The sequence below is a fragment of the Cobetia sp. MM1IDA2H-1 genome, assembly GCF_002916775.2.
In the GTDB taxonomy this organism is placed as follows: Bacteria; Pseudomonadota; Gammaproteobacteria; order Pseudomonadales; family Halomonadaceae; genus Cobetia; species Cobetia marina.
In genome coordinates this window covers 3,648,083-3,667,031 of sequence record NZ_CM133225.1, presented here as the reverse complement: position 1 = coordinate 3,667,031, position 18,949 = coordinate 3,648,083, and the positions used below count along the sequence as shown (strand labels likewise).

General features: G+C 62.8%; 14 protein-coding genes. 7 read left to right on the top strand and 7 right to left on the bottom strand.

The window, feature by feature from the left end; translation table 11 throughout:
* Window positions 1-114: 114 nt before the first annotated feature.
* The 4 genes from BOH68_RS15365 to BOH68_RS15350 all read right to left on the bottom strand — a co-directional run bounded on the left by BOH68_RS15365 (window position 115) and on the right by BOH68_RS15350 (window position 6,368).
* Complete coding sequence (locus tag BOH68_RS15365; protein WP_170877462.1) at window positions 115-3,045, bottom strand: sensor domain-containing diguanylate cyclase; 2,931 nt, start codon at window positions 3,043-3,045, stop codon at window positions 115-117.
* 461 nt (window positions 3,046-3,506) lie between these two features.
* On the bottom strand, window positions 3,507-3,764 hold the full coding sequence (locus BOH68_RS15360) for a YfhL family 4Fe-4S dicluster ferredoxin (protein WP_077378030.1): 258 nt from the start codon (window positions 3,762-3,764) through the stop codon (window positions 3,507-3,509).
* Between the two features lie 10 nt (window positions 3,765-3,774).
* On the bottom strand, window positions 3,775-4,284 hold the full coding sequence (gene coaD / locus BOH68_RS15355; protein WP_077378212.1) for a pantetheine-phosphate adenylyltransferase: 510 nt from the start codon (window positions 4,282-4,284) through the stop codon (window positions 3,775-3,777).
* 209 nt (window positions 4,285-4,493) lie between these two features.
* Window positions 4,494-6,368 carry a beta-ketoacyl synthase gene (locus tag BOH68_RS15350; RefSeq protein ID WP_077378033.1) on the bottom strand — a complete coding sequence of 625 codons (1,875 nt, stop codon included), beginning with the start codon at window positions 6,366-6,368 and terminating at the stop codon, window positions 4,494-4,496.
* A gap of 466 nt (window positions 6,369-6,834) precedes the next feature.
* On the opposite strand from BOH68_RS15350, the gene trmB reads away from it, so the two are divergent.
* Complete coding sequence (trmB, locus tag BOH68_RS15345; RefSeq protein ID WP_077378036.1) at window positions 6,835-7,524, top strand: tRNA (guanine(46)-N(7))-methyltransferase TrmB; 690 nt, start codon at window positions 6,835-6,837, stop codon at window positions 7,522-7,524.
* A 6-nt stretch (window positions 7,525-7,530) separates the two neighbouring features.
* On the opposite strand, the gene BOH68_RS15340 is transcribed toward trmB, so the two are convergent.
* Window positions 7,531-8,457 carry a LysR family transcriptional regulator gene (locus BOH68_RS15340; RefSeq protein ID WP_077378039.1) on the bottom strand — a complete coding sequence of 309 codons (927 nt, stop codon included), beginning with the start codon at window positions 8,455-8,457 and terminating at the stop codon, window positions 7,531-7,533.
* Window positions 8,458-8,599: 142 nt separating this feature from the next.
* Here BOH68_RS15340 and BOH68_RS15335 point away from each other — a divergent pair, with 142 nt between their 5' ends.
* The 3 genes from BOH68_RS15335 (at window position 8,600) to dacB (ending at window position 11,020) form a co-directional block, all read left to right on the top strand.
* Entirely contained in the window at window positions 8,600-9,052 is a 453-nt protein-coding gene (locus BOH68_RS15335; protein ID WP_077378043.1) for a PACE efflux transporter, read from the top strand.
* Between the two features lie 4 nt (window positions 9,053-9,056).
* Entirely contained in the window at window positions 9,057-9,386 is a 330-nt protein-coding gene (locus BOH68_RS15330; protein WP_077378046.1) for a DMT family transporter, read from the top strand.
* Window positions 9,387-9,565: 179 nt separating this feature from the next.
* Window positions 9,566-11,020: a D-alanyl-D-alanine carboxypeptidase/D-alanyl-D-alanine endopeptidase gene (gene dacB / locus BOH68_RS15325; protein ID WP_077378049.1), complete on the top strand. Its 1,455-nt coding sequence runs from the start codon at window positions 9,566-9,568 to the stop codon at window positions 11,018-11,020.
* 316 nt (window positions 11,021-11,336) lie between these two features.
* On the opposite strand, the gene BOH68_RS15320 is transcribed toward dacB, so the two are convergent.
* Together BOH68_RS15320 and nhaB are read right to left on the bottom strand one after the other, a co-directional pair.
* Window positions 11,337-12,314, bottom strand: coding sequence for an MDR family oxidoreductase (locus tag BOH68_RS15320; RefSeq protein ID WP_077378051.1), 978 nt, complete (start codon window positions 12,312-12,314; stop codon window positions 11,337-11,339).
* A gap of 163 nt (window positions 12,315-12,477) precedes the next feature.
* Complete coding sequence (gene nhaB, locus BOH68_RS15315; protein ID WP_077378054.1) at window positions 12,478-14,010, bottom strand: sodium/proton antiporter NhaB; 1,533 nt, start codon at window positions 14,008-14,010, stop codon at window positions 12,478-12,480.
* 292 nt (window positions 14,011-14,302) lie between these two features.
* Between nhaB and BOH68_RS15310 the strand changes: the two genes are divergently transcribed.
* The 3 genes from BOH68_RS15310 (at window position 14,303) to BOH68_RS15300 (ending at window position 18,763) form a co-directional block, all read left to right on the top strand.
* Window positions 14,303-14,674: a diacylglycerol kinase gene (locus BOH68_RS15310; RefSeq protein ID WP_077378057.1), complete on the top strand. Its 372-nt coding sequence runs from the start codon at window positions 14,303-14,305 to the stop codon at window positions 14,672-14,674.
* A gap of 80 nt (window positions 14,675-14,754) precedes the next feature.
* Window positions 14,755-17,844, top strand: a complete 3,090-nt coding sequence (gene glnE, locus BOH68_RS15305) for a bifunctional [glutamate--ammonia ligase]-adenylyl-L-tyrosine phosphorylase/[glutamate--ammonia-ligase] adenylyltransferase (protein WP_077378062.1) — start codon at window positions 14,755-14,757, stop codon at window positions 17,842-17,844.
* Between the two features lie 148 nt (window positions 17,845-17,992).
* Complete coding sequence (locus BOH68_RS15300; RefSeq protein WP_077378065.1) at window positions 17,993-18,763, top strand: hypothetical protein; 771 nt, start codon at window positions 17,993-17,995, stop codon at window positions 18,761-18,763.
* Window positions 18,764-18,949: the final 186 nt, after the last annotated feature.

Sequence of the window (18,949 nt, the reverse complement as noted above, 5' to 3'; positions counted from 1 at the left end):
CGTGCCATGAAGCAATGACCCCGCACACGACACCGCCGGCCATCATGGCCGGCGGTGTCGTCTTTGAGGTCAGCGGAAAGAGGCTGAACTCGAGCGCTGCAATATCACGAGGCCTCATCTGGGAGAGGACGTGACTCGACGGTCTTCGGTGGGGGGCAGATTGTTGAAGCACAGAACGCGTTGACGGCCCGAGCGCTTGGCCTGATAGAGCGCGTTGTCGGCCATGCTGAACAACGTGTCGGTCGACTGACTGTCGTGGGGAGCATTGGCGACGCCGGCGGAGAAGCTCAGCCCTGTCAGCTGTCCCAGGGTGTCATGCTCGAAACTTTCTTCCCGGAAGGCTTCAAGGATGGCTTCGACGCGTGCGCGTGTCACGGCAGCGCTGGCCCCCGGCATCAGAATGACGAACTCTTCCCCACCATAACGGCAGGCTTCATCCGAGCTGCGCAGCGACTCGCGGATGATGCTGGCGAGGCGAGACAGAACCTGGTCCCCCATCTCATGACCGTAGGTATCGTTGACCTGTTTGAAGTTGTCCAGATCCAGAACTACCAGTGAAAGGGGGTTGCCGATGCTGGCTTCTGCCAGTTTCTGTGGCAGCACTTCATCCAGATGCCGGCGATTGTAGAGTCGAGTGAGGGTGTCCCGACGTGCCTCATGGGCCAGCCCCTGTTTCAGTTGCAGGTCAGCCAGCGCCAGCATGATCAATTGACAGACGTCCTCTGCCAGCGGGCGGAGGTGCTCCTGACTCTCGCTGTCAGAGGGGATCTGCAGCGTGAAGTTGCCGATCACCGTATCCCCGACGCTCAGTGAGTGATTGAGTACGCAGACTTCCGTGGGAGCCGTCCCCCACTGGATATGTGTCTTCTGCTGGTGATCCGCCGGATCTGCCAGCTGCAGCGTGCCCTCGCAGCCGGCGAACAGGCTGGGCAGGCGCACATTGAGCTGGGTGACGATCTCGTCCAGTCGTGAGCAGGTCAGCAGACGTTCCGAAAGATGATGGATCTGGGTGCGGCTTTCCGAGAGGCGTGACAGCTTGAGATTGGCGATCTGGAGGTCTCGTTGCGCGCGTTTGCGATCCGTGATGTCGTGCACGATCGAAAACAGCAGGGTGCGGCCATTGAGGTCAACCGGGCCTGTGAAGATCTCGACGTCACGCAGTTCGCCGTTGGCCAGCTGATGGCTGGCCTCAAAGTGGTTGTCAGTACGGTTGACTACCGAACGGATGCGCTTCGAGAGCGTCTGGCTTGCCAGCACGTTGATGCGTCCCAGGGGCATGCCACACATCTCACCGATGCTGTAGCCGTAGAAATCGGCGGCGACCGGGTTGGCATCGATGATTTCAGCCAGTTCCGGATCGATCAGCAGCTTGATGGCGTTGCCGGTACTGAAGACTTCCTGATAGAGCGTCGCGTTCTCCTCCAGCAATTCGATGGCGCGGCGACGATCCTCGATGTTGTTGACCAGCACCAGGGTGCGATCCTCGCCTTCAAGCGGAGTAAGGGTGACTTCCGCCCAGAACAGATGCCCGCGCGCGGTCTGCATGTGGTATTCGTCCTGGAAGTTGCCGCCCTCGCGCTGGAGTTGCCCCCAGGCACGCTTCAGGCGACTGACTTCCTCGAGGGAGAACAGCCCCCAGAGGGACTGCTGGAAGAGCTCGGCTTCACCTCTGCCCAGCAGGTTGTGCATGGCGGAGTTGGCATCGACGATGGTGCCGCTGCAATCTGCCACGATGATGCCCACGGGGGCCGAATGGTAGATGGAGCGCAGCCGTGCCCGACTGGTGATCAGGCGTTGCTGCTGTTCCTTGATCCAGTCGATATCGCTGTGAGTGCCGATCATGCGCAATGGTCGACCGTCCGGTGAGCGTTCGACGACTCTTCCCTGATCCAGAATCCACTTCCATTCGCCGCTGCGGGTCAGCATGCGATGCTCGTTGCGGTACTCGACGCTGTGCCCCTCGAAGTGTTGCTTGAGGTCTTCCAGCGTCCGCTGCATGTCGTCAGGGTGTATGCGCGATTTCCATTCGTCGAAGCTGCTGCCGATGTCCTCTTCTTCATAGCCCAGCGTCGCTTTCCACTGCGGAGAGTAGAAGACCTGATCGCTGTCCTGCTTCCAGTCCCAGACACCGGCGCCTGAACCTTCCAGCGCGAACTGCCAGCGCTGTTCCGCTTCTGCCAGCGCACTGCTCATGTCCTTGAGTCGCTGGTAGGGGTAGACCAGGCGTGAGGAATAGATGGCGTGGTAGAGCATGCCGTAGGCGGCCACCTTGTACAGGTGCCCCAGGAGATTGAAGACGTCGTGGGCAGTGGCATACAGGGTGAAGCAGAGCTCCGAGAGGCCAGTGGCAAGCGCGGCGACGGCCAGCCAGCTGATGTTGGTGCCCTCGGGCAGACGTCGGGAGCTGAGCAGCAGGATCGCGGCGATCAGGGATCCGATCGCCAGTACCCATTCGTAACCGATCTTCCACGCCGTCAGGCCGCTTCCGGGGATGAAGGTCGCGGGGAGGTAGTCAAGATGATAGAGCCCTACCCAGCTGACCAGCAGGCCAATGACAAGCGTCAAGACGAATGCCAGTGGCAGCCGGCGGCGCGTCATCGGGCGTGAGGTGATCAGGCAGGGTGCCAGCAGCGCCACGACGAAGGCCGTCCGCCCCGCCAGCCAGAAGTGGATGGCTTTCTGTACCGACGCATCACTGACGAAGTTCGGCATGCCGTCATAGCTGAAGATATGAATCAGGTCGAAGAAGGCCGAGAGCAGAAAGGCACAGCCCATCACCACGAAGCTGACGGGGACCGTGCTGCGATGGCCCTGGAAGATGGAGATGGCCGCCATCGAGGCGACCAGTACCGCACCGATCTCAAGCAGTGAATGAGGGATGAGGTATTGCGCGACTGACGTGAAGATATCGGGGCGTGGCAGCAGGATCAGCAGCACCATCAAGACCAGCATTCCGGCCAGACCGATCAATCCCGAGGCGGGAAGTGGAGTATGGGCTTTGAAGGCTGGCATTTTCAGGGCTGACGGCAGTTGGCGTGATGACATGTGCATTCCGTGCGCGTGAAGGGCGATCGGTGACTGTATCCCTACAGGATAGAATACTTCTGTTACTGTGTACTAACAGAAATTAACCTATCGTCGCGCTATCCACCATCATATTCTTTATCGCTGATGAAAGTGCGAGGCGCCTGCCTCCCGGGGAGTCGCGCAAGCCGAGCCGTCCTGCACGGTGTCAGCGGCTGACCGTTGGCACTGAGACTCGTGCGGTCATCGCGCATCGCGAAGCACGCAGGATGGAAGAGGTTGAAAAGAGAGAATAGAGAAGAGAGAAAACAATAGAAGAGAGACGAGCAAGTGGGAGGAGAAAGGAGAGGCGACAGGACAGGAGGGAGAGGAACGCTGCCAAGGAGGGAGTCAGGACATGGCTTCTACCGGCGTTGCAGGAGTGCCAGGCCACCACGAGCGCCTGACAGGGGCAGGCGCACGTGGTGGCGGGCAGGTGCAGGTCAGTTGCCCAGCGCTGCCGTGATGATCTGGTACTTCTCCATCAACTCTTCCTGGCTTTCCTTGTTGGCCGGGTCGAGCGGGATGCAGTCAACCGGGCAGACCTGCTGGCATTGCGGCTCATCGAAGTGGCCGACGCACTCGGTGCACAGGTCCGGGTCGATGACATAGATCTCTTCACCCGGCGAGATGGCGCCATTGGGACATTCCGGCTCGCAGACGTCGCAGTTGATGCACTCATCAGTGATGATCAGGGCCATGGTGGTGTCCTCAGCTTGTGGCGGTGTCGGCGCCGGGCGGATTGAAGTGGCTGGCAAGAGCCTCGGCCACTATCGGGTGCACCAGACGCGACACATCACCCCCGTGTCGCGAGATTTCGCGCACGATGGTCGATGAAATATAGGAGTTCTGCAGTTCCGGGGTCAGGAACAGGCTGTCGACGTGCGGCGCCTGTGCCCGGTTCATGTTGGCCAGCTGCAGCTCGTACTCGAAGTCGGATACCGCGCGCAGGCCGCGCAGAATGATACGCGCATTCTGCTGTTCCAGCAGCTCCGTCAGCAGACAACTGAAACCGATGACCTCGACATTGTCGAGATGCGAGAGAATCTGTCGGGCAAGCTCGATGCGCAGTTCCAGTGGAAGGGCGGGTTGCTTGCTCGGGCTGTAGGCGACCGCGACGATGACCTTGTCGAACAGGCGAGCACCACGCTCGATCAGGTCGGTATGGCCATTGGTGATCGGATCGAAGGTGCCAGGGTAGACGGCAATGTTCTTGGGCATGACGAACTCGTGCTCTGTCAGCGGGCCATCGCGGACGGCCTTGCTGCAATGGACGACGAAGGATGAGAAGCCTGCGCTCTGGTCTTGGTGCAAGACGCCTGCGGGCAACGAGCGAAAGCTGGTGGCCAGTCCGAGTGTAGAACCCCCAGCCTTGCTGTGGCCAGCAGGCTGGGGGAGCGCTCTTCACGGCAGTCGCTCACGAGGTGTCGCTAGAGTGACCCGAAGGGGTTGTCGACCTTGAGAGAGACGGCTTTCGCGTATCCCGGAATGCGGATCTCGCGATCAGTGATCTCAAGCTCCGGCCCTTCCAGCACACCCTCGCCGAAGCGGTAGGTCGGCGTGAATTCACCGCGCTGCGCCTTGTCCAGATAGTCCGCCCGACGTTGCTCACAGAGGCCGCTGCGCTCACGCCAGGCCGCCAGGGCGTCGTCACCATGTCGCGCTGTCAGCAGCTTCAGCGTGACATCGGCCGACAGCACCACGCCGCTGGCGTTGTTGCCACCGAATCCCTTGGCATTGATGAAGGCGACATCGGCCGAGAATTCGCGAGCTTCGCGTCGGATGTCGAGATGGCTGTGATGCACGTCTTCGGCGATGGCATCCAGCGTCGGAATGCCCGGCAGAATGCCGGTGGTCATGCTGCCGAGTGCCGAGACCGTCTGATCACCCGCCGCGCTGCCCTGGCTGTGGCCGACGAAGGTCTTCACCGCCACGACAGGCCATGCTTCGATACCGTTGGCCCGCGCCACCTCGTTGAGCACATGGGATTCGGTCGTGCGGTTCTTCGGTGTGGAGGTGGCGTGTGCATGCACGAAACTGCGCTGGCGTACGCCTTCATCACCGACGATATCTCGCGCCAGCGCCACCGCCTTGCTCAGCGTGATGTAATTGCCGACGCCCGGTGCCGAGATGGACCGCTTCCAGCCATCCGCATTGACGAAGACATCCGGGACACTGCCCAGGATGCGAGCGCCGGTCTCCAGCGCCAGCTCATCCGCCATCAGAATCACGAACTGGGTCGCTTCGGCGATGGTGAAACCGCAGTTGCGCGCAAAGGGACGGCAGGCTTTCTGGTAATCGCTGTCAGTGAGGACTTCCAGCGCATCGAGGGCCTTGAGGCTCTCGTCATCGGCCAGTGCTCCCATGCTGCGGAACCCTTCAATGACTTCCGGCGTGATGGGCGCATCCGCCGTGCCTACCATCACCACGCGACGACGTCCGCTGCGGATGTCATTCAGGCCCAGCTTCAGGTTGTAGAGGAAACTGGCGCAGGCACCCATCGCGGCACCGGCTCCCCCGACATTGCCAAGCACATAGGCATTCAGGAAGTCGGCCGGCATCTGGGCATAGCCCAGCGGCATCTGCTTGGAGGTGGCGCGCTCGCCGGCCACGAAGGACTTCATTAGTCCGCCCCAGCCTTCAGTGTCCATCTGGCCGATCGAGTTGCCGGCATAGACGGCAATGTCGTCGGGGTCGAGGCTGTCGCGCAGCGAGTCCCAGTCAAGTCCGCTGTCGCCGAGGCAATCACTGGCGCCGAAGATGGTCATCGACAGGCCGCGAGGGTGATGCACGCTGCGGTAGAGCTGCTCCGGCGCGAAGCCGCTGGGCAGCTGACCGGCGGCGCGGACCAGTGCCCTGCGGTTGTCCGGCAGAAGAACATCGAATTCGCCTGCCGGCACCGTGACTTCGACGCGACGATTGTCCAGCTCGCGGATCTGCCACGCGGCGGGTGGCTGCTCCGGCAGCTGGCGGCTGCGCAGGGTGAAGCTCAGGTCCTCGGTCAACGTCAGGCGTGACTGGCGGTTGGCGGGAATCCCGGCGTCATTGAAGCGTTCGTCTTCGATGCGACGAATCAGGGAATGTGCCAGTACCCGCTCTTCCAGACGAGCCGCGAGTGCCTGTGCCTCGGCGGGCTGGCCTTCGGCATCGAACCACTGACCCTGCTCGTCGCAGCGGGCGAGATTCATGAGCGATGCAAGGCCCAGCAGGGTCTCCTGGCGGTCCGTCTCCGACAGAGTCTCGAGCACCGTGCGCCGGAAGGCTTGATGACCCGAAGTCCTGCCGGCGGCGTTGACTCCGCCCATGCCGACGATCACCGGTAAGTGTGACAAGCCGCTTTCCTCGTGAAAAATGCTGTGAGTCGTTGGTCTGGGCGACGCCTCTGCGGGCATTCGTCCAAATGATGCCGCGATGATAACACCCCCTCAATACAGGCGTCATGCACCCTGCTCTCAGGCTGCGGCGCTAGCGAGGACTCGCTGCGAACACTGTGCGATATCCTGCGTTGCAGGGTAGGCCATTCCACCGAGGTCCTGGGTCACGAAAAAAGATCAATCGTTTGTTTGATTATGGGCGTGACGGATGAGATGCTTCAGGGGCTGTTTGAGTCGCTAGAGTTGGTGTAGGCGCGTGCCGAGAGGCATGCGCCTTTTTTTGTGCATTGCCTGCCGGCGCTTGCCGCCAGACCGAGCGGGGCGCGGCGGATTCCCGAAAGAGGAATCTGCTAGAATTCCCTCGTCCATTTTCTGCTCGCCTGCCACCGGAATTCCGATGTACGCCAACTCCCGTCAGATCGACTCTCCCCAGACCGGCCCCCACGAGGACATCGAGCGGCGCGTACGCCGTGCGATGGCACATCCGCTTCGCAAGCCAGTCGCGGAGCACACGCGTGAGGCGTTTGAACAGGCGCAACGCTGGCTGGCGGAACAGGACAAGCCCTTGTGGCTGGACAGCGGCTGTGGCGTCGGGCGCTCGACCCGCCTGCTGGCACTGGCCCATCCGGATCATGCGGTGATCGGGGTCGATCGCAGCGAGGACCGCCTCACTCGCAAGCACGGCGAGCTTCCGGACAACGCGTTGCTGGTACGTGCTGATCTCGTTGATTTCTGGCGTCTCGCACTGGCGGCAGGCTGGGCGCCGGCTCATCACACCCTGCTGTATCCCAATCCCTATCCCAAGGCGCGCCACCTCAAGATGCGCTGGCAAGGCCATCCGGTATTTCCGATCATCATGGCATTGGGCGGTCGGCTCGAGTTGCGCACCAATTGGCAGATCTACGCACTGGAATTCGCTCAGGCCATCGGTCATGCCACCGGTGTCGAGGTGACGGCAGAGGCCTTTGTCCCGCACGGCGATTATCTGACCCACTTCGAGCGCAAGTATTATGAGTCCGGTCAGGCGCTGTGGCGCCTTGAATGCCAGCTCGAGCACACGCCTGAGCGTTACCCCCTGCAGGTGTGAGGCGTGTCATGCCGGCGGCAGGTTCTGGTTGGCGATGGCGGCGTGACTGTCACGGAAGGTGTCGCGCAGTGATTGGCGCAGCCAGCTGGCGGCAGGGCCGCGGGGGCTGTCACGTCGCGAGATCAATTCGATATCGATATCGGCGGTGGCGCCCAGTGCACTCAGGTCCAGTATCGTCAGCCGCTTCTGGAAGGGCGGGTAATGGGCGATGTGGCGTGGCACCTGTGCCCAGCCCAGGCCACGTGTCGTCAGTTCCGCCATGGCATAGAAGCTGTTGAGCTGCCAGAAACGCTGTGAACGAGGAGCTTCCTGGCCGGGGCCCAGCTGCTGACGCTGACCGATCATCAATTGACGGTGATCCGCCAGATCGCTGTGGGTCGGGCTCTCGAGCTGTGCCAGGGGATGGTCGCGGGCGACGATCAGCACCTGCTCCAGTCGTCCCAGTGCCTCCCGCTCCAGTGCCATGGCACAGAGCGGCTGGCAGAACAGGATGCCGAGGTTGGCCTCGTGCTGCTCCACCCAGCGCGCCACTTCATCCTGAGCCCCATTGAGCAGATTCAGTGTCAGTGTCGGATACTGCACCGCCATCTTTTCCAGTACTTCCATCACGGGTGGCATCTCCACCAGCGCTTCATCGATCGCCAAAGTCAGGCTGGCTTCCAGGCCCTCGCTGAGGGTGCGTGCGCGGGCCTCCAGGCGTTGGCATTGCACCAGTACGCTATTGGCTTCGTGCAGCAGTGCCTTGCCTGCAGGTGTCAGGATGGGGGTACGCGGGGTGCGATCGAACAGTTCGCAGCCCAGGTCCATCTCCAGATTGGCGATGGCGGTGCTGACGGCGGACTGCGCACGGCCCAGACGACGTGCCGCGGCAGAGAAAGACCCCGTTTCCGCCACGCAACGCAGCGTCGTCAGCTGTTCCAGTGTCCAGTTCATTGCCTTTCCTCTTGCCTCGATCCATCTGAATACTAGATGGATACTAACTTTCATCCATCTCCATGACCTCTAGAATGCCTGACATATCCACCTCGCACAGCCGCACGGCATCATGTGCGAAGTCTGAGCAGGAGTCTCGGTGATGCGTTCCAACAAAGAGCGATTGGCACAGGCTGGGTTGCTGGAGCTGGGCGGCATTCTGATCGTGGCCCCGCTGTCCGCCATGTTGACGGGGCATGATCTGGCGAGCATGGGGAGCCTGGCCGTGGTGATGTCCACGCTGGCCGTGATCTGGAGTACGGTCTGGAACTGGATGTTCGACCGCTGGGTACCGACTCGCCAGCGCAATATGCTTCAGCGCATCACCCAGGCACTCGGCTTCGAGCTGGGGCTGGTGCTGGTGACGGTCTTCCTCGTCGCGGCCTGGCTGGAGATCGGGCTATGGCAGGCACTGTTGCTGGACCTTGGTTTCGTGGCCTTCTTCCTTGTCTGGGCCATGATCTTCAATCCACTGTTCGACGCGGTCATGACCCGCCTGCTGGCACGCAAGGCTGCCCGTGAGCGGAAGCACCCGTCACCACATTCCATGAGGTGAGTCGATGAGTTATGTCTTTCTGGCGCTGGCAATACTGGCAGAGGTCATCGCGACCAGTGCGCTCAAGGCCTCCGAGTCCTTTTCGCGACTCGGCCCCAGCCTGATCGTGGTGGTGGGGTACGGCATCGCCTTCTATCTTCTGACGCTGGTGCTGCGGGACCTGCCGCTGGGCGTCACCTATGCGGTGTGGTCTGGACTGGGGATCGTGCTGGTCACCCTGTTCGGCGCGGTGGTCTATCGCGAGATGCCGGACCTGCCGGCGATCCTGGGTCTGGCGATGATCGTGGGGGGAGTTGCCGTCCTGCATCTGTTTTCCAGCGCCACTCCTCATTAAGCTAGAGGCATCACGGCGCCAATCCGGCTGTGACATGGATGCTCACCGACGACGTCACTGGATGCCTCATGCCTCTACTTCGCACTGCACCAACCTCTGCGCGACCTGCGTTGCTGCCCACGTTGCTCTCTTCGCTGCTTCGCCCGTTCAAGGCAGCGGCACACCCCGCGGTGTCGGGAATGCCGCTGCGCTTCACGCGCTCGCTGCGCGGACTGGCCATCGCCGCCGGCGCTACCCTGGTAGCGACTGGGCCGGCGCAGGCAGCCGGGTTCGACAACCTCACTCGCCTGGCTGACAAGGGCTTCATCGTCAGTGCCCAGGCTCGCATGCTGGACACCGGCGAGACGCTGGCCTCGGTCAATCCCGACCAGCAACTGACGCCGGCTTCGCTGTCCAAGCTCTATATCGCCGGCGCGGCGCTGGACCGTTTCGGGCCGCAGTATCGCTTCTCCACACGTCTGCGCAGCACGGGCTCGATCAATGACGGCGTGTTGACCGGCGATCTGGTGCTCGAGGGCAGTGGTGACCCGGCATTGACCAGTGAAGAACTGTGGCGTCTGACCGAAGAGCTGCGCTTCAGGGGCATCCGGCGTATCGAGGGACGCCTGCTGGTCAGTCAGTGGCGTTTCGGGCCGGTGCCATGCATCAGTACCGATCGCTGCAATGCCTCGCGTCGCTCGAGCAACGCCTACGATGCGCTGCTGTCGTCCGCGGCCAGCAACTATGCCAGCTGGTGCGTGAAGGTGATGCCGGGGGCGGGCAGTCAGGCGCCGGCGCGACTTGCCAGCTGTGACACGACCCAGCCCACCGAGATCTTCGACAATCAGGTCACCACCGTCGCGGCCGGCGGAAAGAATGCCCTCAATGCGCGGCGTACCACCAGCAACGGGCGCGATACACTGGTCGTCAGTGGCACCATCGCCGCCGACAGCCAGCCGCGCAGCATCTACCGTGCCGTGTCCAATCCGGCGCTGTATACCGGCGAGCTGATGCGCGACATGCTGGCGCGTGCCGGCATCGCGGTCACGGGCGGCGTGGACATCACCACCACGGCACCGCCTTCCAGTGCGGTACAGCTGGGGAGTGTCGAGGGCAAGCCGATGCAGGAGCTGTTGACGCGGATGCTCAACTACTCCAACAACTTCATGGCCGACCAGCTGACATTGGCACTGGTCGGTGGCAGTCAGGCCACGCTGCGTCAGGGAGGCGCCAAGCTTGAGACCTTCGCCAGCGCGATTCCGGGTCACGGTCCGCTGACGCTGTATTCAGGCAGTGGTCTGACATCGCAGAACCGTACCAGCGTCAATGGTCTGATCGCGTTGCTCGACAGCATGTACCACCGTCCGGCCCTGTTCCCCACTTTCGTTGCTGGGCTTCAGGCACCGGCCAATGGTCCGATGCGCTTCATTCGGCGCGGCAGCGAGACCTTCCGCAACCACGTGATGGTCAAGACGGGAACGCTCAACAATCCTGTGCCGGTGCGCGCCATCTCGGGCTACTTCCGCACCCAGACAGGCCGCTGGGGAGCCTTTGCCGTGATGGTCAACGGGCGTGCCGCCGTACCGTATCTTTCCTGGCCGCAGGTGCTGGATCCGGTCGCGGAGGACCTGACCGCGATGATCGAGCGCAATTGATCCATCGGCCGTGACTGCATGACACGAAAGCCCCCGCCAGCTGGCGGGGGCTTTCGTCTTCATGGCCTGTGTGACAGGCACAAAAAACCCCGCCCGAAGGCGGGGTGATCCTCCACACGCCCGGCATGGCTGAGGGGAGGGCACTCGGGACGCTCGACAGGGCGTAACGAGATGCCTAGAGCATAGCGTCGTGAGGCCGCCTTGGCTAACCTCAAACAGCGTATTGCACCGCAACAATCAATGACTTGGCGCAATTTTCGAGGCAATGGCGCATTTTTTCCGTGATCGGCTGCGATTCGTGGTGCGCGCTGGCATGTCAGCGGGCGGGATCCAGCAGTACGCGGCCACTGATGTTGCCGTCGATCATGGCCTCGGCACGTGCCGCGATGTCATCCAGTCCCACCGTCTCCAGCTGCATCCGCGCGTGCAGCTCGCTGGAGACCTCGGCCAGGCGTTGCCACACCTGCTGGCGACGCTCGGCATTGATCATCACGCTGTCGACGCCGAGCAATGAGACGCCGCGCAGGATGAATGGCATCACGCTGGTGGGCAGGTCCGCGCCCGCCGCGAGTCCCACGGCCGCCACCTTGCCATCGTAATGCATCTGCGCCAGCAGGTTGGCCAGTACCTGGCCACCGGCGGTATCCACGGCACCGGCCCAGCGGCTCTTCTCCAGCGGACGGCCCTTCTCCTCGAAATCGCTGCGCAGATGGACCTCGCTCGCACCCAGTGACTCGAGCCACTCACGCTGCTCGGCCTTGCCGCTGACCGCGTGGACCTCGAAGCCCTGCTCGGCCAGCATCTGCACTGCCCAGCTGCCGACCCCGCCAGTGGCACCGGTGACGATCACCGGGCCTTGCTGGGGCGTCAGGCCGGCCTCTTCGAGACGCATCACGCACAGCATGGCAGTCAGGCCCGCCGTGCCGAAGGCCATGGCCTGTTCGGCACTCAGGTTCGCGGGGCGCTTGACCAGCCACTCGGGCTTGACGCGCATGCGCTCGGCCAGTCCGCCCCAATGACGCTCGCCCACGCCCCAGCCGGTCAGGATGACCTCGTCGCCTGGCTGGAAGTCCGGCGAATCGGAGGCCTCGACACGTCCCGCGAAATCGATGCCCGGCACGAAGGGCAGCTCGCGCACGATCTTGCCACGGCCGGTGATGGCCAGCGCATCCTTGTAGTTGAGGCCGGAACGCTCGATGGCCACCGTGACAGGCAGGTCGGGTAGCTGATCATCGGAGAGTTCGACGACTCGGGCGCGTGGGGTCTCATCGTGCAGCATCAGTGCGCGGGACATGGCAGTCTCCTCGTGATTGGCGTTGGTGTTGGCGCTCTTCCTGCGTGAAGGTGTCAGGGCGTCTGGCGTGAGACGCTCGGTCTCACAGTGCCTGCAAGCGACGCCGCGGGGAAGTCCCGAGACCTCGACATTGGGATGAGACTGACGCAACCGGGGCCGCTGATCAGATGAAGCTGCGCACGGTGGCCAGGCCGACCAGGGTCATCAGCACGGTATAGGGCAGCGCCATCCATACCATGCGCCCGTAGGACAGCCGGACCAGCGGGGCGATGGCCGAGGTGAGCAGGAACAGGAACGCCGCCTGACCATTGGGGGTCGCCACGCTTGGCAGGTTGGTGCCGGTGTTGACCGCCACCGCCAGCGCATGGAAATGCTCACGACTGATGTTGCCTGCCAGGTACTCGTTCTTTACCTGAGTGATGTATACCGTCGCCACGAAGACATTGTCCGAGATGGCGGACAGCAGTCCGTTGGCGAGGAACAGCGCCCCCGCCTGGTCCTCCATCGGCAGACTGAGCACCCATTGGATGAAGGGCTGGAACAGATGCTGCTCGTGGATGACGGCGACGATGGTGAAGAACACTACCAGCAGTGACGTGAAGGGCAGCGCTTCCTGGAAGGCGCGTCCGATCTGATGCTCATCGGTGATGCCGTTGCCGGCGGTCAACAGGATGATCACCGCCAGCCCGATCAGCCCGACCTCGGCCAGATGCAGCGCCAGTGACAGGACCAGCAGGATGGCCACCACCCCCTGCACGATCAACGCTGCGCGCTCGCGCGGGGTGCGGCGCGCATCCTGATGGCGATCATAGTCCTCGAGAATCCGGCGGACGCTGGCAGGCAGGCGTTGGCCATAGCCGAACCAGCGGCCGCGTTCCAGCAGCACGCATAGCGCAAGTCCGGCGAAGAAGGTGGGAAGGGTGACGGGGGCCATCTGCAGGAAGAAGGACAGGAAATCCCACTCGGCGGCCTTGGCGATCACCAGATTCTGCGGCTCGCCGATCATGGTGCTGACGCCCCCCAGCGCGGTACCGACGGCACCATGCATCAACAGCGAGCGCAGGAAGCCGCGGAAGTCCTCGAGATCTTCGCTGTGGATCGCCTCGACACTGATGTCGTTGGCGTGATCATGCTGGGTATCGAAATTCTTGCCTGATGCCACCTTGTGATACACGGAGTAGAAGCCCACCGCGATACCGATGATCACCGCGGTCACGGTCAAGGCATCCAGGAAGGCGGACAGCAGGGCGCTGGCCAGACAGAACATCAGCGACAGCCAGGTCTTGGAGCGGACGCCGAGAATGATCTTGGTGAAGGTATAGAGCAGCAACGGCTTCATGAAGTAGATGCCTGCCACCATGAACATCAACAGCAGAATCACCGGCAGATTGCGCTCCATCTCCTGCATGATGGCATCCGGGGAGGCCATGCCGATGGCGACGGCCTCGATCGCCAGCAGGCCGCCGGGTTGCAGCGGGTAGCACTTGAGCGCCATGGCCAGCGTGAAGATGAACTCGCCCAGCAACAGCCAGCCGACGATCACCCCACCCTGAGGGCCGCTGAACCACAGCAGCAGCGGATTGGTGATCAGGAACAGGCACATCAACTGCTTGTACCAGCGCGGCGATTGGCCGAGGAAGTTGCGCGCCAGTCCGTGGCCGAGTGTCTGGCGTGTGTCGTGAGATGAGGAAGGCATGGGCAGTTCCCGGGCGTTGACTTGTTGTTGTTGGATGACAGTATCGGCAATGCCGCAACATCGCGGGCTTTGCTATCATCGCCGCCGTCATCGAGCGCCTGGCGGTATTAGAGCATGCTCGGTGATGAGGTCTCGGGTAGCCTTTGGTCGTGAAAACCGCGCAGCTAGCGCTGCGAGGTCGCCAGCCGGTGTGCTGGCAGCTCTTCCCGAGACGTGTTTCTGGTAAACGTCATCGTCCGATTGAAAGATCGGCCTCTGCAGCCACCGTGCTGCGTCTGCACGAGACCCGAAGATGAAATCACGGCATACCGGCCTGACCCACCTCAAGCACTCCGCGCGTTACTCTCTCAAGGGGCTCAAGGCGGCCTGGCGCAATGAAGAAGCCTTCCGCCAGGAGTTGATCCTGTGCGCGCTACTCTTGCCGTTCGCCTGGTGGATCGGAGAATCGCACATCGAGTGGCTGCTGCTGGTCGGCTCCATCCTGATCGTGTTGATGGTCGAGCTGCTCAATTCCGCGGTGGAGTGCGCGATCGATCGCATCGGTCCGGAGTTTCATGAACTGTCCGGGCGCGCCAAGGACATGGGCTCGGCAGCGGTGATGCTCGGTCTGATCTTCGCGGGCCTGACCTGGGGCACGCTGCTCTACGACAAGCTGTTCGGATAGGGCATATCGCCTGTGGGGCATGGCCGTGTCATGTCCCCTCTGCCTCCGTTATGCTGAAGGTCGGATCGAAGGAGACGACCATGCCCGACAACGCCCCCGCCTCATCACCCCACTCTTCCCGCCCGTCAGCGGATCTCCCGCTGCCGGCAGACTTCCTGCCGCTGGAGTCGCTGCTCGGCCAGCAATCCGAGCACAGTCGCCAGACACTGGAGGAGGCTGCCGGCGCCGCACGGGAGCGTCTGAACGAGAGCCTGATGCAGGCCCGGAGTCTCAGCGAGATGCGCGGCGATGCCAGCTCGCCCGTGGCGACGTTTCTGGCGCTGGGGGCGCAGCAACGTCTCGAGCTCGCCCGTCTGGTCACGCTGTCGGACTTCGCTCTCGATACCCTGTGCCGTCGCCCTGAGCTTCTGGCCGAACTGATCGAGAGCGGCGAGCTTGAACGCGCCTTGCCGCCACGGGAATTGAGCGTACGGCTGACGGAGGGGCTGTCGGCCGCCGAGGATGAAAAGGCGATGCAGCAGGTGCTGCGGCGTTTCCGCCAGCTGCGTATGCTGGGCATCATCTGGCGTGACCTCAATGGCACGGGCATGTGGGACACGGCGGGCGCGGTCTCGCGACTGGCCGAGGTCTCGCTTGAAGGTGCGCTGGGATGGCTGGAGGCCTTTCTTGAACCGCGCTATGGCCGCCCGGCAGCGGATCGCTTCGGAGAGCCGCAGCGGTTGGTGGTGCTCGGCATGGGCAAGCTGGGGGCCGGAGAGCTCAACCTGTCCTCCGATATCGACTTGATCTTCGCCTTCCCCGACAAGGGCGAGACGACGGGCGGGCGCAAGTCGCTGGATCACCAGGAATATTTCACGCGGCTGGGCCAGAAGTTGATCGCGGCGCTGGATGCGATGACCGCCGATGGCTTCGTGTTCCGCGTCGACATGCGCCTGCGGCCGCTGGGGGACGGCGGTCCACTGGTGGGCAGCTTCTCGATGCTGGCCAGCTACTACCAGGATCAGGGGCGTGAATGGGAGCGCTACGCGATGCTCAAGGCGCGTCCAGTGGCCGGCAGCATCACCGCGGGCGAGCGACTGATCGCGCATCTGCGACCCTTCGTCTACCGCAAGTATCTGGACTTCGGCGCCATCGAATCTCTACGCGAGATGAAGGGGATGATCAATCGCGAGGTCAAGCGCCGCGGGCTCTCTGACAACATCAAGCTGGGGTCCGGTGGCATTCGCGAAGTGGAATTCGTCGTCCAGGCCTTCCAGTTGATCCGCGGTGGCCGCGAGTCGGAACTGCAGGTCACCTCACTCAAGACAGCCTTCGCGCGACTGCCCGAGCTTGGCTTGCTGCCACAGGCGGTCGTGGATGAGCTGGTGCCGGATTACGTCTTCCTGCGTGATCTTGAGCATGCCCTGCAGGCGCAGGCCGACCGCCAGACCCAGACATTGCCGCTGGACCCGCTGGGGCGCGAGCGTCTCGCCCTGGCGATGCAGCTGCCGGACTGGGAGGCGCTCACCGAGCGACTCGAAGAGGTGCGCGCTCGCATCCGGCTGCACTTCGACAACGTGATCGCCGCGCCGGAAGACGAGGAAACCGAACCGCCCGAAGGGCAGCAGGCACTCGATGAGTGGCGTGCCCTGTGGCGTGATGAGCTGACGGTGGAAGAGGGGCGGGAGCTGCTCGCCGAAAGCGGATTCGAGGCACCCGACGAGAGTCTGCGGCGCCTGAACAGCCTGCGTCGCTCACGGGCAGTGCAGGGGATGCAGCGCATCGGTTTTGGTCGTCTGGATGCCTTGATGCCCTCACTGCTGCAGGCGCTGGGCTCGGCGGCGGGCGATCCGGAAAAGCCCGGCGAGCATGATGCCAGTCGCGTGCTGGAGCGTGTGCTGCCGCTGATCGAGGCCGTGTTGCGTCGCACGGCCTACCTGGCGCTGCTGCGCGAGAATCCTGATGCACTGACGCAGTTGATGCGCCTGTGTGCGGCGAGCCCCTGGATTGCCGAGCAGCTGGCGCGCTATCCGGTGCTGCTGGACGAGCTGCTGCACCCGCACAATCTCTACTCGCCCGCCGACAAGGTGCGTCTGGCCGATGAGCTGCGCATCGCGCTGTCACGCATCCCCGAAGAGGATGAAGAGGCGTTGCTCGAGGCGCTGCGCGTCTTCCGTCACGCCCAGGTGCTGCACGTCGCGGCCTCCGACATCGCGGGGGCGCGCCCGCTGATGAAGGTGAGCGATTATCTGACCTTCATCGCCGAGGTGATCCTCGAGCAGGTGCTGGCGATGGCCTGGAAGACCCTGACCCGCAAGCACGGCTTTCCGCTGGGGCGGGATGGCCAGCCGATCACCGGGGACAGTCTGAGCGGCTGCTTCGTGATCGTCGGCTACGGCAAGCTGGGGGGCATCGAGCTGGGCTATGGCTCGGATCTGGATCTGGTCTTCCTGCACGATGCCGCCAGCAAGGGCCAGACGGATGGCCCGCGCCCCCTCGACAACCCGCTGTTCTTCACCCGGCTGGGTCAGCGCATCATTCATCTGCTGACCGCGGTGACTCCGGCCGGTGCCCTCTACGAAGTCGACATGCGCCTGCGGCCTTCCGGCAACTCCGGACTGCTGGTCTCGAGCCTGGCTTCCTTCCGTGATTACCAGCTTTCCCAGGCCTGGACCTGGGAGCATCAGGCGCTGGTGCGGGCACGTGCCGTGGCGGGGGATCCGGCGCTGGCGCTGGCGTTTGAGCAGACACGTCGGGAGGTGCTGGGGCAGGCCCGAGAGGCCGATGTCCTGGGCAAGGAAGTCGTCGCCATGCGCCACAAGATGCGGGATCACCTGGGGAGTTCCGCCAAGGACCGGGATGCAGGCCAGTTCCACCTCAAGCAGGATGCGGGAGGCATCGTCGATATCGAGTTTCTGGCCCAGTACTGCGTGTTGTCGATGAGTCATCAGGAGCCGGAGCTTCTGAGATGGAGTGACAACATGCGACTGCTCGAGACGCTGGAGGCCTGTGGGCGCCTGCCGGGGGAACAGGCCAGTGAACTGCGCGAGGCCTATCTGGCCTATCGCAATACCAGCCACCGCCTCGCGCTGGAAAAGCGTGGCAGCCTCATCAATCTCGAGCAGGTGCCGCTCATCGCCATGCACCGCGAGCGTGTCATCAGCATCTGGCAATCCTTGCTGGGGGAGTGATCTTGACTCAGACATTTCGTGTCCGGCTCAGGCATTTCCTGTCCCGATGATTCGCACGGCGTGATTAAACGCCATATCAATGCTCGCAATCCCCTGTCGCCATCCCCAAGAAAGGGTGCACCAGACAACGTTGACAGGGGAGGTCAGCATGATGGAGTGGATCGCGAATCACTCGAAAACCATCTCGGCGATTGCCAGTATCGGCTCGTTCTTCATCTGGCTGGTCTACGCACAGCTGCTGTATCACAACTTCCGTCGCCAGCGGCGCCCGCGCGTGCTGATCAATCGCGGCAAGTCCAAGGGGATCGACAGCCTGTGCATCGTCAGCAACATGAGTGCCGAATCGATCTTCATCGAGCACATCATCGCCCGGCTGGATACCAGTCATGGCAGCCTGCTGATGGATGTCACCGAGTTCGAACGCAGCTATCAGGAAGGTGACGAGCAGAGTGACAATCAGCAGGACGGCGACAGCGAACAGTCCGCGAAGGAGGCTTCCAGCAGCAGTGAATGGCGTATCTCCGATACCACGCGTCAGGGGCCGCTGGGCTCGGGCGACTTCCTGCATATCGGGACGTTCTCTGAAGTCATCGAGCGCATGGCGCGCCGCAATGGCATCTCGCTCGACGGTCACTGGCCCAGCAATGAGCAGCTGAAATTCCAGCGCCTGACGCTGAGCATCATCGGCATCTATGGCAGTGAAGACCACCCGATCGGCGTCGAGCGTGCCTTCCGTCTGCACGATGCCAATGGAGAATGTGCGCTGGTACCGGAGCGCTGGGATTCCAATCGCCTGTCATCACGCCGCCAGCGTCACAAGTTGCGCAAGCTTCTGAATCGCATCAGTGGGGAAGACATCAGCGAGCAGTCTACCTTCCAGCCCCCGAGTGACGATGAGTCGCGCGACAAGACGTCATGAGCGCGGGCGCATGAGGCTAACGCATGAATCACCGGACGCATGAATCACCGGACGCATGAACTACTGGACGCATGAATCACCGGACGCATGAACCACCGGACGCATGAATCACCGGGCGCATGAATCATCGCAAGCACGACAGCGGTGTCTTCACACTGTCAGGGCGTCGAGGATGGGGTAGGCTTT